The 13643-nt window shown below is 62.6% G+C and carries 15 protein-coding genes; 10 read left to right on the top strand and 5 right to left on the bottom strand.

The features are described from left to right. Positions 1–134 precede the first annotated feature (134 nt). Positions 135–1145 carry an NAD(P)H-quinone oxidoreductase gene (locus DZG07_RS04810; RefSeq protein WP_119814734.1) on the top strand — a complete coding sequence of 337 codons (1011 nt, stop codon included), beginning with the start codon at positions 135–137 and terminating at the stop codon, positions 1143–1145. A 225-nt stretch (positions 1146–1370) separates the two neighbouring features. Here DZG07_RS04810 and DZG07_RS04805 read toward each other — a convergent pair whose 3' ends face one another. After that, complete coding sequence (locus DZG07_RS04805) at positions 1371–1685, bottom strand: hypothetical protein (protein ID WP_119814731.1); 315 nt, start codon at positions 1683–1685, stop codon at positions 1371–1373. 936 nt (positions 1686–2621) lie between these two features. Here DZG07_RS04805 and DZG07_RS04800 point away from each other — a divergent pair. The 7 genes from DZG07_RS04800 to DZG07_RS04775 all read left to right on the top strand — a co-directional run bounded on the left by DZG07_RS04800 (position 2622) and on the right by DZG07_RS04775 (position 7119). Continuing rightward, positions 2622–2849, top strand: coding sequence for a hypothetical protein (locus DZG07_RS04800; RefSeq protein WP_162931550.1), 228 nt, complete (start codon positions 2622–2624; stop codon positions 2847–2849). 15 nt (positions 2850–2864) lie between these two features. After that, positions 2865–3002 carry a hypothetical protein gene (locus tag DZG07_RS23730; protein WP_162931549.1) on the top strand — a complete coding sequence of 46 codons (138 nt, stop codon included), beginning with the start codon at positions 2865–2867 and terminating at the stop codon, positions 3000–3002. 56 nt (positions 3003–3058) lie between these two features. After that, complete coding sequence (locus DZG07_RS04795) at positions 3059–3265, top strand: hypothetical protein (protein WP_091909367.1); 207 nt, start codon at positions 3059–3061, stop codon at positions 3263–3265. Positions 3266–3276: 11 nt separating this feature from the next. Then, on the top strand, positions 3277–3537 hold the full coding sequence (locus DZG07_RS04790; RefSeq protein WP_119814728.1) for a DUF1488 family protein: 261 nt from the start codon (positions 3277–3279) through the stop codon (positions 3535–3537). 119 nt (positions 3538–3656) lie between these two features. Continuing rightward, positions 3657–4256, top strand: coding sequence for a DUF922 domain-containing protein (locus tag DZG07_RS04785; RefSeq protein ID WP_245429583.1), 600 nt, complete (start codon positions 3657–3659; stop codon positions 4254–4256). A 203-nt stretch (positions 4257–4459) separates the two neighbouring features. Beyond that, positions 4460–4918: a (2Fe-2S)-binding protein gene (locus DZG07_RS04780; RefSeq protein WP_091909358.1), complete on the top strand. Its 459-nt coding sequence runs from the start codon at positions 4460–4462 to the stop codon at positions 4916–4918. Between the two features lie 2 nt (positions 4919–4920). Then, positions 4921–7119, top strand: coding sequence for a xanthine dehydrogenase family protein molybdopterin-binding subunit (locus DZG07_RS04775; protein ID WP_119821410.1), 2199 nt, complete (start codon positions 4921–4923; stop codon positions 7117–7119). 243 nt (positions 7120–7362) lie between these two features. Here the strand turns inward: DZG07_RS04775 and DZG07_RS04770 are convergent, their stop codons facing one another. Further along, positions 7363–8658: a GGDEF domain-containing protein gene (locus tag DZG07_RS04770; RefSeq protein WP_245429582.1), complete on the bottom strand. Its 1296-nt coding sequence runs from the start codon at positions 8656–8658 to the stop codon at positions 7363–7365. A 247-nt stretch (positions 8659–8905) separates the two neighbouring features. Between DZG07_RS04770 and DZG07_RS04765 the strand changes: the two genes are divergently transcribed. After that, a complete protein-coding gene (locus DZG07_RS04765; protein ID WP_091909351.1) occupies positions 8906–9046 on the top strand; it encodes a DUF1127 domain-containing protein in 141 nt (46 codons plus the stop codon). 163 nt (positions 9047–9209) lie between these two features. On the opposite strand, the gene DZG07_RS04760 is transcribed toward DZG07_RS04765, so the two are convergent. Next, entirely contained in the window at positions 9210–11411 is a 2202-nt protein-coding gene (locus DZG07_RS04760) for an esterase-like activity of phytase family protein (protein ID WP_119821406.1), read from the bottom strand. A 231-nt stretch (positions 11412–11642) separates the two neighbouring features. On the opposite strand from DZG07_RS04760, the gene DZG07_RS04755 reads away from it, so the two are divergent. After that, positions 11643–12344, top strand: a complete 702-nt coding sequence (locus tag DZG07_RS04755) for a DUF1013 domain-containing protein (protein WP_091909349.1) — start codon at positions 11643–11645, stop codon at positions 12342–12344. A 143-nt stretch (positions 12345–12487) separates the two neighbouring features. Here the strand turns inward: DZG07_RS04755 and DZG07_RS04750 are convergent, their stop codons facing one another. Then, positions 12488–13225, bottom strand: coding sequence for a hypothetical protein (locus DZG07_RS04750; protein WP_133304725.1), 738 nt, complete (start codon positions 13223–13225; stop codon positions 12488–12490). A 116-nt stretch (positions 13226–13341) separates the two neighbouring features. Then, positions 13342–13638 carry a hypothetical protein gene (locus tag DZG07_RS04745; RefSeq protein WP_133304724.1) on the bottom strand — a complete coding sequence of 99 codons (297 nt, stop codon included), beginning with the start codon at positions 13636–13638 and terminating at the stop codon, positions 13342–13344. Positions 13639–13643: the final 5 nt, after the last annotated feature.

The following is a 13643-nucleotide window of genomic DNA, read 5'->3' as shown; positions in this document are numbered from 1 at the left end:
CAAGAGCTTAGGGCAGTCGTGACGAATTGGAAGCCTTTCGCTGCCCGATCGCTGTTTGCCTGTCGCGGCGACACGCTCCATAAGGACGGGCAAGAACGTAGGCCGACACCACACCAGTGGGAAGGGAGATAAAAATGGCAAGCAAGGCGGCAATTCCGGACAAGATGACGGCAGTGGCGATTTCGACGCCCGGCGGCCCGCTGGTGCTGAAGGCCGAAAGGCGCGACGTGCCCAAGCCGGAAGCCGGCGAGATCCTGATCCGCGTCAAGGCCGCCGGCGTCAACCGGCCCGACGTGCAGCAGCGCAAGGGCGCCTATCCACCGCCGCCCGGCGCCTCCGACCTTCCCGGCCTCGAAGTGGCGGGCGAAGTGGCAGCCCTTGGCGAGGGCGTGACGCGCTGGCGCGTCGGCGACAGGGTCTGCGCGCTGACGCCCGGCGGCGGCTATGCCGAATACGCCAAGGTTCACGAAACCAACACACTGCCGGTGCCGGCCGGCTTCACCTTCTCGGAAGCAGCCGCCCTGCCCGAAACCTTCTTCACGGTCTGGCACAATGTGTTCGAGCGCGGCGGGCTGAAGGCCGGCGAGACGCTGCTGGTGCATGGCGGCTCCTCGGGCATCGGCACGACGGCGATCCAGCTTGCCTCGGCCTTCGGCGCCTATGTCATCACCACCGCCGGCAGTGCCGAGAAATGCGAAGCCTGCCTGAAGCTCGGCGCCGACCGCGCGGTGAACTACCGCGAGGAGGATTTCGTTGAGGCGGTCAAGGAAGCTACCGAAGGGCGCGGCGCAAACGTCATCCTCGACATGGTCGGCGGCGATTACGTCGCCCGCAATTACAGTGCAGCGGCGATCGAAGGCCGTATCGTCCAGATCGCCACGCAGGGTGGTGCGGTGGCAAGCACCGACTTCTCCAAGCTGATGGTCAAGCGGCTTACCCATACCGGCTCGACCATGCGGCCCCGTCCGATCGAGGTGAAGGCGCAGATCGCCGCCGGGCTGGAAGCGCAGGTCTGGCCGCTTCTCGCCAGCCGCCGCGTTGCCCCGGTGATGGACATGATATTCCCCCTGACCGACGCCTGGCGCGCTCACGAGCGCATGGAGGAAGGCGAGCATATCGGCAAGATCGTGCTGGATGTGGGGTAGCGCTGCGTCCCCTCCCCCTTGAGGAGGTGAGAAGCGGTCGCCAAAGGCGATCAATCGACAACGATTTGTCGATTGAAGCGACGAACGCCCGAAGCGTAAGCGTAGGGCCGGGTGGGGTCGCTGCGGCAGTGCTCGACCTTCCTTTGCGCCGAGTGCTGCATGAACGACCCCCTCTGGCGCTTTGCGCCATCTCCCCCTCGAGGGGGGAGAAGACGCCGGCGCTCCTCACCGCTTCCCGCTCGCCAGCCTGTGCGCGAAGAGGATCATACCGATCACCAGATTGTCGGCGCTGGCCGGCAAAGGCACATCGCACAGCGCACCCTTGCTCACCCCTGAAGCCGAGCAGCAGCGCCCGGCGATGCGGCACTCACGCCGCTGGCAGCGGAAATGCGCACCCTCCAGCGAAGCAGCAATGCTCCAGGCAAGCACCAGCCCATCGGACAGCGGTTTCGGCGCTGGCTTGCCATCGATCATGACGGCTGGACGAGTCTCGGCCCTCTTGCGCGCGGCGCGGCGATGCATGTTGGGAAATTCGGTCATGCGAAAAATCCTCCGTTGGGAAACTCCAGACATGGTTGAACACGCCCGCGCCTCGAACGAGGCCGGGATGAAGTGGGAAAGCGGACGCATGGCTTGCGCCTGTCTTTTTAGTTTTATGTGACGCTTGCCATGCGCCCGCCGACGCTCTTGTCCCGCTCAGTCGCCTCCACATTCGCGTGGCCAGCCGTAGCTCAAGACCCGGGCTTAGGGGTTCATCACCCAGCAGCACCACCGCAGTGCCACCAGCCCGGACGCCGTCCCCTCCACGCTCATCCGGTTCATGACCCGTGTTCCCGTGAGGGCGACGCGAAGATTATGCGGGCGTCGTTTGGGGTGGGGAAAAAGATTCTTCCAGCCGGCAAAACGCCCCAAAGAAACCGGAACATTTTCAAAGTGATGGCCGGCGCAGTCGGCTAAAAATCAACGAAAACACCCCGAAACGCAGGAAACTTTTCCACCCGACGAAAAGCTCGTTTTGTGATATTCCCGTCAAATATTGATGGAAAACTCACAAATATTTTTAAATCCAAAAAAGTCGAAATCAAATTCAAACATGTAAAGCCGCAATTAAACCTCAATTGACAACTAAGAAAATTATATCGTTTTTTTGGGCCAGGTTCGGCTTTTGCGGGCGCAAAGATCTTCGGCGCGCCAATCTCTTCCAGATTTCCGATAGATGTAAGCCGGCGATAACGATCGCCGCGCGGGTTTTTCTTTGCGAGGGCAGACCAATGGCCTCGACACGCACCAGGCATTCAATCGTGCACTTCTCGGCGCCTTTCGCGCTGCGGGGTCAGCCGGCGATATCCTCGGCCGGCCGCTTGGCTTTCGATCGATCCCGGCGAATTCGACGCTGCATTGCGCCAGGACAAGGAACAAACCTGCTCGCTACCCCGCATGCGCTTGGCATGCGGCTGACAAAGAACGGGCACGGACATGTCTGACCATCGTTTCGCCGTCGACCAGTTGGTCCGCCTCAAGGGCAGGTTTGGCCTGTCACCGACGACCGAGGAAGTCTACCGCATCACCGGCACCCTGCCGGAGAGAAACAATTCGCCTCAATACCGCATTCGCAACGACGAAGAGCGTTATGAGCGCGTGACGACGGAAGACAGCATCGAGGCATGCGAAGCCGCTCCGGTTTCGCAGGAGCCCGTGCAATGAAAGGAGATTTTCGCCATGGCGAAACAACAACGCAGTAATCGCGAAGCCAGGAAGCCCAAGAAGGAAAAAGTGACGGCGAAGGTGGAAACGGCACCCGGCTCACAGGTCAAGGCTGCCACCAGCGATCTCATGCGCAAGCCGCACAAGATGTGAGCCTCGCGAAAGTCCGATCCCTTCGACTGCTTCGCCTTAACGAAAGAAAGACAACGATGCCTGATGTGAACGCGATACCTGTCGTGAAGATGCCCGTCATGAAGACGAGGTTTCTGACGAAACTGCCGGAGGCGGGACAGCGAATGTCGGCCGAGCAGTGGAAGCGTTACGAAAAGGACGCGGCAGCCAGACGCAAGAGAGCCGACAGCGACGGCACGCTGCGGCGCATGCGTCAGCTCGTTGAAAACAGCCGATTACTTTAGGGTTCATTGCCATGGCATTGCAATTCCCCAACCGCAGCCGGAGCTATGACGACGCCGCCCGGCGCATCCGCTTCAGCGGCTATGACGGCATGGCCGAGATTTCCTTTTTCATGGAAGCAGGCGCATTTTTCCCGCCAACGGCAGCGGCGACCGAAAGAGAGCTTCTTGCGGCTTTCGACGAGGCCCGCACCTCCGTTTATGAGGCCGCACAGAAGGCCTATGCCCGCGATCGCAAGAACCGGCATATATTGACGTCCGCCGATCTCAGATAGTCTTCCGTCTCAGCCGGCCGAAGCTGTCATCGCGACCTTGCCGGCCGGAATGAGGCTGTTGCCCGCAATTCCCAATATGTTAGGCCTGACGCCAACGAAGTTCGGCTGCGGGGATTCGCGTGAAGACAAGTGTCCGGTTCTGGCTGTCGGTGGCCTGCGTCCTGTCGGCGCCGGTGGTTGCCCACGCGGAGTGGCGGGCGGTGGAAAAGGTGCAGACCTACGCCGTCACGGGCAAGACCGGGCCCGAGCTCTATGAATCCATCGGCCAGAACGGCCCGAAGGTCAGCGTCGGACGCACCATTGCCCTCACCAATTTCAAGCTGACCTGGCGTCGGGATTACCGCCCGCAAAGCGACGGCAGCTGCATGCTCGCCTCGGCGCAGCCCAATCTCGTGATCACCTACACCTTGCCCAAACCGGCCGCAAAGCTCGTAAGCCCCATGAAGGAGCATTGGGACGCCTTCGCCGAGGGCCTGCGCAGGCACGAGCTGGTGCATGGCCAGCGCATCAAGGACATGGTGACGGAGATCGTCGGCTTCAGCGTCGGTTTTTCCGCACCCGACGACCCCGGCTGCAAGAAGATCAGGGTCGAGCTGACGAAGCTGCTGGCGGCGGCTTCACAGGCGCAGCGTCAGCACAGCCGCGATTTCGACCGCGTCGAAATGAGCGATGGCGGCAATGTCCACCAGCTCATCCTGCGCCTGGTGAACGGGCAATAGCGCACCGGCTCCGGCCAACACTGATCACATTTTTCGTGTCCCTTGACGCCTCGCTTCACGATCTCGCGATTGGGGCGCTCGGCGCTTGTTGCCATGCCGGCACAGTCATAATGTGAGCGTTGCGCCTAATTCGAATAACGCCCGGTTTTCTGCCGGCGTAGGTGCGACGCGCTAGCCAGCTCAGAACACAAGGAGAGCAAGCCATGGTCGCTTTCACACTCAATGGCGAGGCCAAAACGCTCGACGTCGATCCGGACATGCCTCTGCTCTGGGCGATCCGCGACGTCATCGGGCTGACGGGAACAAAATTCGGCTGCGGCATGGCCCAATGCGGCGCCTGCACGGTCCATATCGACGGTACGGCGACGCGCTCGTGCCAGACCAGCGTCAGCGACATCGAAGGCGCCTCGATCACCACGATCGAAGGCGTTTCCGGCAAGGTCGGCGAGACGGTGCAGGCCGTGTGGGCCGAGATGGACGTGCCCCAATGCGGCTACTGCCAGTCCGGCCAGATCATGTCGGCAACCGCCCTTCTGGCCGAGACGCCGAAACCCACCGACGACGACATCGATTCGGCGATGAGCGGCAATCTCTGCCGTTGCGCCACCTATCACCGCATCCGCGCCGCGATCCACGAAGCCGCGCACCGGCTGGAGGCATGACCATGTTGCAATTTCGTATGAAGAAAGAAGCCGTGCAGCCGACACGCCGTCAGTTCCTCATCGGCACTGCGGCAGCCGCCGGTCTCGCCGTCGGCTACCGGCTGATCGCTGCCGATCCTGCACTCGCGCAATCGGCTCCTGCCGCAGCAGCGGCCAACCCGTTCCAGGCCTATGTCGAGGTCACGCCCGACAACAAGATCATCATCCACTCCTCGCAGTTCGAGATGGGGCAAGGCTCCTATTTCGGCATCGCCACGCTGGTGATGGAAGAGCTTGACGGTGACTGGGCGCAGGTCGATGTCATCGGCGGCGCCGGCAATACCGCGCTCTACGGCAACCTCGCCTGGGGCGGGTTCATGCAGGGCACCGGCGGCTCCACCTCCATGACCTCGTCATGGGAGCGCTACCGCAAGGCGGGTGCTGCGGCGCGGACCATGCTGGTGGCTGCCGCCGCCAAGAACTGGAGCGTGCCGGCAGGTGAAATCACGGTTGCCGGCGGTGTCGTCTCGCATGGCACCGACAAGCGCGCCACCTTCGGCGAACTGGCGCAGGCAGCAAGCGCCTTGCCCGTCCCGGACAACGTCGAACTGAAGCCGCGTGAAAAATGGACCCAGATCGGCTCCGACAGCCTCAAGCGCTACGACTCGCACGGCAAGACCAACGGCACGCAGACCTACACGATCGACCTGAAGATGGACGGGCTGGTGACGGCCGTGATGATCCATCCGCCGAAATTCGGCGCCGAGGTCGAGAGCTTCGACGCCGCCAAGGCCAAGGCGCTCGACGGCGTTGTTGATGTGGTGCAGACGCCGCGCGGCATCGCCGTGGTCGGCACCAATATGTGGACGGCGATGAAGGGCCGCGATCTGGTCGAGGTGAAGTGGAACGAGGCCAAGGCCGAGAACCGCGGCACCGCAGAGATCATGGCCGAGTACAACAAGACAGCCGACGGCCCGGGAAAAGCCACCGCCCGCAATGACGGCGACGCGGCAGGCGCATTGGCAAGTGCAGCCAAGGTGATCGAGGGGCATTACGAGTTCCCCTATCTCGTCCATGCCTCGATCGAGCCGCTCAACGCAGTCGCCCGCGTCAACGAGGACGGCACCATCGATGTCTGGGGCGGCCACCAGATGCCCGACATCTATCAGGCTGCCGCAGCGCAGGTCGGCGGCACGACGCCCGACAAGGTGAAGCTGCATGTGATGAAGACCGGTGGCAGCTTCGGCCGCCGCGCGGTATCGGACGCCGACCTGGTGGTCGAGGCTGTGGCAACCGCAAAGGCGCTCGGCCCCGGCAAGCCGGTGAAGGTGCAGTGGACGCGCGAAAACGACATGCGTGGCGGGCGCTATCGTCCGGCCTATGTCCATGCGATCAAGGCCGGGCTCGACAAGGACGGCAAGATCGTCGCCCTGCAGGACCACATCGTCGGCCAGTCGATCCTGGGTGGCTCGCCCATGGCCGCGATGATCAAGGACGGCGTCGACGCCACCTCGGTCGAGGGCGCATCGAACCTGCCCTACGCGATCCCGAACATGAAGGTCGAGCTGACGACGACGGACGTGAACATCCCCGTCCTGTGGTGGCGTTCGGTCGGCTCGACCCACACGGCCTATGTCATGGAAACCTTCATCGACGAACTCGCCGCCGCCGCCAACCGCGACCCGGTCGAGTTCCGCCTGTCGATGCTGGGCGATCATCCGCGCCATGCCGCCGTGCTGAAGCTGGCGGCAGAGAAGGCCGAGTGGGACAAGCCACTGCCGGAAGGCCGCTTCCGTGGCGTGGCGCTGCATGAAAGCTTCTCGACCTTCGTCGCCGAGGTGGTCGAGATCACCTACAAGGGCGGCAGCGACTTCACCGTCGACCGCGTCGTCTGCGCGGTCGATTGCGGCACCGCGATCAACCCGGACCAGATCCGCGCCCAGATGGAAGGCGGCATCGGCTTCGGGCTCGGTGCGATCCTGCAGGAAGAGCTGACGCTGACGGGTGGCGTGGTCGACCAGGAGAACTACGACACCTACACGCCGCTGCGCATCGACCAGATGCCGCGCATCGAGGTGCACATCGTGCCCTCGACTGAGCCGCCGACCGGCGTCGGCGAACCCGGCGTACCGCCGATCGGCCCGGCCGTCGGCAATGCGCTGCGCGCAGCCACCGGCAAGACCATCCGCAAGCTGCCGCTGATCAAGAACCTGTCGGCGTAGATCGGCAGAAGACATGCAAACGGCCGCGATGAAAATCGCGGCCGTTTTGGTTTGGACTAAGGCCCCCTCTCCGTCTCGGCTTCGCCGAGCCACCTCTCCCCATTTCATGGGGCGAGGAACCTGGATTCTGTTAGGCCACGACGCTTCAGGACCTGGATTCCTCGCCCCCATGAAATGGGGGAGAGGTGGCGCGCGAAGCGCGACGGAGAGGGGGGATATGCGCAGAGCGCGAAAATGACACCCCTACCCCGCCGCAGACCCGGCCGAAGGCGCACGCGCCGCCCCAGACGGCGCTGCCTCTTCGGCAACATCGCCCATCACCCGGTCGCGGCCGGCATCCTTGGCCATGTAGAGGCGCTTGTCGGCTGCCGCGAAGAGTTCGGCGAGGCTCGCCCTGGCAACGTCGACCGTGGCAACCCCGATGCTGACGGTGAGGCTGACGGGACCTGTTTCGCTCGCAGCGCGGATCGACTGGCGGATGTTTTCGCCGAGCAGACGGGCGACATTGTGCGGCAGCGGGCACAGGATGGCGAATTCCTCGCCGCCGATTCGGAAGACATGATCCTGCGCGCGCACCGCAACCGTCAGGTTCTCGGCGATCCATTTCAGCACGCGGTCGCCCTCGGCATGGCCGAAGCGGTCATTGATGGATTTGAAGTGGTCGACATCGACGATCAGCAGCGTCAGTGGCGTACCGGTCTTGACGCTTACCGTCACCGCCTGCTCGCCCATGGTCTCGAAGCGGCCGCGGTGAAGAAGGCCGGTGAGGCTGTCACGGCCGGCGAACTCGACGAGCTTTTCGTAGCGCTCGCGATAGGTCAGCGTCTCGAAGACGTCGGTGAGGCCGCGCTGCGGCCGCAGGCTGGGCCGCTCGAACCAGCGCAGATAGCCGACCGTCATGGCGCTGAAGACGAGGCCGGCGCACATCTTGGCGATCCAGCCGCCGAGCAGCACCGAGGGCGGCGCGCCGGTGACGATGTGCAGCACTGAATAGAAGCCGATCTGGTCGAAGGTGAGCACGAGGCAGACGCTGGCGGCGATGCGCGCGAACAGATGCTGGCCGAGGCTGCGCCCGAGCCGCTCGTAAAGAAGGATGATGGCGATGGCGTCGATATAGAGCAGCGTCGTGCCCCAGACCATCAGCCAGCCCATCTCGTCGAGGAAACCGATGTCGGGCGACTGCCCGTTGGGGAGATCGACCACCTGATGCTGGCGCAGGATGAGGCCGAGACCGACCATCAGGAAATTGCCGACGAGAAGGCCGTAGATCGGCTGCCTGACGGTGGCGGCGTCTTCCTTCATGTAGAGAAGCAGGATCATCACCAGCTTGCCGGAAAACATCACCGTGGAGCCGGGCGAAACCATGCCGAAGGGCAGCTCGATGTAGAAGACGCTGGCGAGATAGGTCTCGAGGAAATGCATGACGCCGAGCGCGCAGACGAACAGGCCGAGGCCGACGCGGGCCCGCAGGCGAAACAGGCAGGCCATGACACCGAAATAAAGCACTGCCTCAGTCAGCAGCAAAAGACTATTCGCCACGTCCACCCACCCAAACTCAAGACGCGGTCAGCGTCCAAACCACTGTTCTTTGTGACGATTAATGGTTAATCCGCCCTTTCTTTGGTGCAAGGCAAATAAAAATGGCCGCAACCGAGTTTAGGGTCGGGACCTGTTACCAGAGATTTATGTTGCAATGCAATAAATGCATTCCCGCCATGCAAAAGCGTCTGTTCAAGTCGGATAAGGGCATTCCCATCTATAGGTTACCGAAACAATGGAGGCTACCATGAACCCGATCCGCACTTTCCGTAACTGGCGCCGCTACAGCGAAACCGTCCGCGAACTGAATCGTCTCACCGATCGCCAGCTTGGCGACCTGGGCATCAACCGCGGCAACATCGCAAGCATCGCCCGCACCTCGATCTAAAGTCGATTGAAAGCAGAGCCGGCCAGTTTGGGATAGTTCATCCCGCCGGTTCCGAGCCCGCTGGACCTTGTCCGGCGGGTTTTGTCGTTTTGAGCCAATCTAAAACAAAACGGCCGCAGCTTTCGCCACGGCCGTTTCGTTTACCGGCTAAATTTCCGCGCGATCAGTTGATGGCAGCGATGTTGCCGAGGCGGAGGAACAGGGTTTCGCCCGACGAGTCGTCGACACCGTCATTGTCGGTGACGACATAGGCGTCGCCATTGGCGTCGATGGTGAAGCCTTCGACCTTGTCGACGACATAGCCATTGGTGGCGGCCTTCAGGTCCGGCACGAGGTCGCGCACCAGCGTTTTTTCGACCAGCGGCAGTTCGCCGTCGAGCTTCGCCGGCTTGAAGGCGTCGAGCGAGACGGACTGGATGCTCTTCAGCTTGGCTTCGGTGCCGATGAGATTGTCGCGCTCGATGATGTAGAGCTTGCCGTCATGGGCGGTGATTTCCGACAGGCCGACCCAGCCTTTTTCGGTCTTTTCGAGCGGATAGCGCACGCCTGACCATTCCTTGGCTTTCGGCTTATAGGCGAGCAGCTTGACCTGACCCTTCGGATCGTCGGCCCATTCGCGCTGCACGGCCATGACCAGCGTCAGGTCGTCGCCTTCGCCGATGGTGGTGATGCCTTCATAACCGAAGCGGCCATCCTTGCCGATGAGTTCGGCCGGAAGCGGGATCTCCTGCTTGATCTCGCCCTTGGCGTTGACCTTGTAGATGGCATTCGCCGTCAGCTTGGCGGCGTCGCCTTCGGAGGCCAGCCAGAAACCGTCGTCGCCATCGGAAGCGATGCCTTCGATGTCGAGCTTCTGGGCAGGCGCGCCGTCGCGGGTCACGACCAGCTTGCCGGTGATGACGGCAGGCGTCTTGGTGGCATCGATGGTGAAGATCGACGGCTGCGAGCGGTAGACCGAGTCCGACACGGCATAGAGCTTGCCGGCTTCCTTGGGGTCGGCGGCGAGGCCGGAGAGAGCGCCCCAGCCGATCGGCTTGCCGTCTTCGGCAGTGTTGGAGACGATCATCGGATAGGCGGCCGGGCCTTCGCCCATCTCATAGACCATGACATGCGAGCGCACGCCGCCGTCTTCGACCAGGTCGGTCTCGTTGGCGGTGACGAGCAGGTTGCGCGAGGGGATGGCGACCAGACCCTCCGGGCCGATGCCCGAGGGCAGCAGCTGGACGAATTCCGGCTCGGCGCCGGTGTCCTTGTAGACGGCGATCATCGAAGCGCGTTCGCTGGCGATGAAGATGTACTGTGTGTCGCCGAACTTGGCGACTTCAGCGCCTTCCAGCTCGACGCCCTTCTTGTTGCGCTTTTCCGGGTAATGGCCGGCGGCGGCGATCTTCATTTCGAGCGACGGGCCGGATTCGTAGAGCACCTTGCCGGTCTTGTCGAAGATGGTGAAGGAGCGCGAACCGCCCTTGTAGTCGCCTTCATTGGCGCTGACGAAACGGTCGTTGTCGAGCCACTTGATCGCGTCCGGCTCGCGGGCCACGCCCTTCATGCTGCCGGTGAAGTTCAGCGCGCCGTCGTTCTTGGTGTCGACGCCTTCGAGGTCGACCGAGCCGGCGGAGAAATGCGCCGTGACCTTGCCGGTTTCGGCATTGACGATGGCGATGTGGTTGTTTTCCTGCAGCGTGACGGCGATTTCATTGGCGTCGTTGAAGTCGACGAATTCCGGCTCCGGGTCTTCCGAGGCGATTTCCGACAGGCCGGTCATCTCGACGGTCTTGATGGTGGCGCAGTCGGGCGTGCCGTCCTTCAGCGAAACGATCTTGAGGAAGCCTGCGGGAAGCTGCGGCAGCTCGCCGTCATTCAGGTCCTCGTCGCGCTCGTTCTCGATGGCGATGGCCGCGAACTTGCCATCCTTGCTGACGGCGACGGAATCGGGCTGGCCGCCGAGATCGCAGGTGGCTTCGATCTTCCTGGTGGCGGCGTCGATGACGGTGAGGTTGCCCGAAGGCTTGGCCTTGCTCTCCGACGTGTTGACGCCGGCCAATACTTTCGTGCCGGCAAAGACGACGGAGGTCGGCTCACCCTCGATCTTGACGATGCCGCCGGCCTTCGGCGCCTTGGCGTCGGAAATGTCGATGAAACCGACCGCGCCGAGCGGGCTGTCGGAATAGACCAGTGTCTTGCCGTCTTCGCTCGCCTTGATGATTTCGGACGAGGTCGGCGACTTCTGGTCAATGTCGGAAGGCAGGTTCGAGGCGACCGGGAAGGATGCGACGCGGTTGAAGAAACTGTCGGCATGGGCCGGCAGCGCGACCGACGCGGCAAGGGCCGCTGTGAGTATCAAAAGGCGGGAGTGACGGGGCATCATGAACCTCTCCTGGTTGCTGAGTTCCATGCTGCTTTGGGCGATCGATATTTCACTGCGATGACGGACAGGTGACAGTTCGATGACAACGAACCGTCATCGCGGCCCGATGCGAAGTTTTCTTGCTCCCGGCCACGAACAAGGTTATATACGCCTCGAATTTCCCAATTCCGGTGGTCTGAACCACCGCCCGCGCACAAGGGACGCGGGCGAACGAGAGGATATTATCTGATGGCCAACACGCTTCTGATGCCCAAGGCGACCGCAGTCTGGCTGGTCGACAATACAGCGCTTTCCTTCGAGCAGATCGCCCAGTTCTGCGGCCTGCACCCGCTGGAAGTGAAGGCGATCGCCGACGGCGAGTCCGCGCAGGGCATCAAGGGCATGGACCCGATCATGACCGGCCAGCTCACCCGCGAGGAAATCGCCCGCGGCGAGAAGGACGGCAACCATCGCCTGAAGCTTTCCGAGCCGAAGGTGCGGGTGCCCGAGAGCAAGCGCAAGGGCCCGCGCTACACGCCGCTGTCCAAGCGCCAGGACCGCCCCAACGCCATTTTGTGGCTGGTGCGCAACCATCCCGAGCTGAAGGACGCGCAGATCTCTCGCCTCGTCGGCACCACCAAGGCGACTATCGAGCAGATCCGCGAGCGCAAGCACTGGAACTCCGCCAGCCTGCAGCCGATGGACCCGGTGACGCTGGGCCTGTGCTCGCAGATCGACCTCGACATTGAAGTGCAGCGCGCCTCGAGCGGACGCCCGGCTGCCGCACCGTCCGGCGACACGCTGCTGCCGGCATCCATGACCGAAAGGCTGGAGCCGAAGATCGAAGCCGTGGCCGACGAGGACAAGGAACTCGACGCCAACGCCGTCTTCGCCAAGCTTTCGGCGCTGAAGTCGAAGACCCCCGACGAGGACGAAGACGACCGTCCCTGATCCTTAAAAGCCCGCTTCGAGCGGGCTTTTTTTATTGGCCTGACTTGGACACCGGGCAGGCCAAACCCATGGTCGCAAAATCCGGTTTGCAACACAGCCAGCATCAGACGCAAAGCATCGTTTTCAACGGGAGAGCTACGGCGTCAATCCGTGCGGTTACAAGCCAGAACGACGCCATTTTCCGCGAGATGAAGCCGCCAGCCCGCATGCCAAAGCCGGTAGGTCAGCTCATAGATATTGTCGCGGCGCGCATCGAACATGGCAGCGGTCACCCAGTCGCGCAGCTCATAGCAATTGCCTGCTGAACTGTAGAGCGGTTCAGTCAGAAACAGTTGGGCGGCAATGGCGGGCAGTTCCTTCTCGGGAACAGGGTTCAGCAAGTTTCCCTCGAACAGAATAGATATCGCCTCGGTCCGGGCCAGAACCTCTTGAGCATGGGGAGCGTTGGTGTCCACAATTTCGATCTTTGACCAAGCAACCTGTTCGTTGGGATCGGCCTTGTCGATATGTCTTGCAATCTCGGCCACCAGATCGCGGGCCGCTCCTTCTGTGAGCGACGTGGAGGGGCCGGCAAGGTAACTCTCGAAGCGCCGCAACATCTCCGCTCCGTTCGGAAAGAGAGCAAAGCAAACCCGTCGCGTCTCGGGCTGCGCCCGAGCGATGCCGAAAATCAGCCGGTAGTCTGTCTGAACCTCACTCGGAAGCGGATCGGGACGCTCAAATTCCCCGGCCGCACGCAGCGCCGCATCCTTGTCGAACGCATCGTGCCACGCCGCCTGCCACTCCACGAACTTTTGCTTGATCCAGTCACTCTGTTGCCCACGCAGGGTTTCGGGATCAACCGGAGTACGCCCGAGCAAGTTTCTAAACCAGTTTTTCATTCAGATCATGCCGATCCGCGATTTCCATCAGGGTCGGCACAGCATGTCCGATTCGCCGCGTTCCGAAAACCGCGCGGCGATCGCATGGACCGCCGTGCACCTTCCGGTCCGCTGTTCTAACGGCGCGCCTCCGGCAGCATCGGTATGCGGCCGACGCTGTGGAAGCCGCCCGCCGAAAAGGCCTGGAACGGATGGCCGGGGAACCCCGAGCCATGATGATGCGGCGGTGGCAGGCGATGGCAGCGCCAACCGCAACGGCCTCCGCCGTCGAACGCGAACCCGTCATAGCCGTCATAATAGCCCAGCGGCGCGTAGGCGGCATAACCCGGTCCGTAATAGCCGGTGTCTTCCGTCACGCAGCCCGCCAGCGGGGCCAACAACAGCCCCAGTGAAAGTAGCAAGGCCATACGCATAGTCC

It is taken from the genome of Mesorhizobium sp. DCY119 (assembly GCF_003590645.1).
Lineage (GTDB): Bacteria > Pseudomonadota > Alphaproteobacteria > Rhizobiales > Rhizobiaceae > Mesorhizobium_M.
This window is presented reverse-complemented; position numbering and strand designations above follow the sequence as displayed.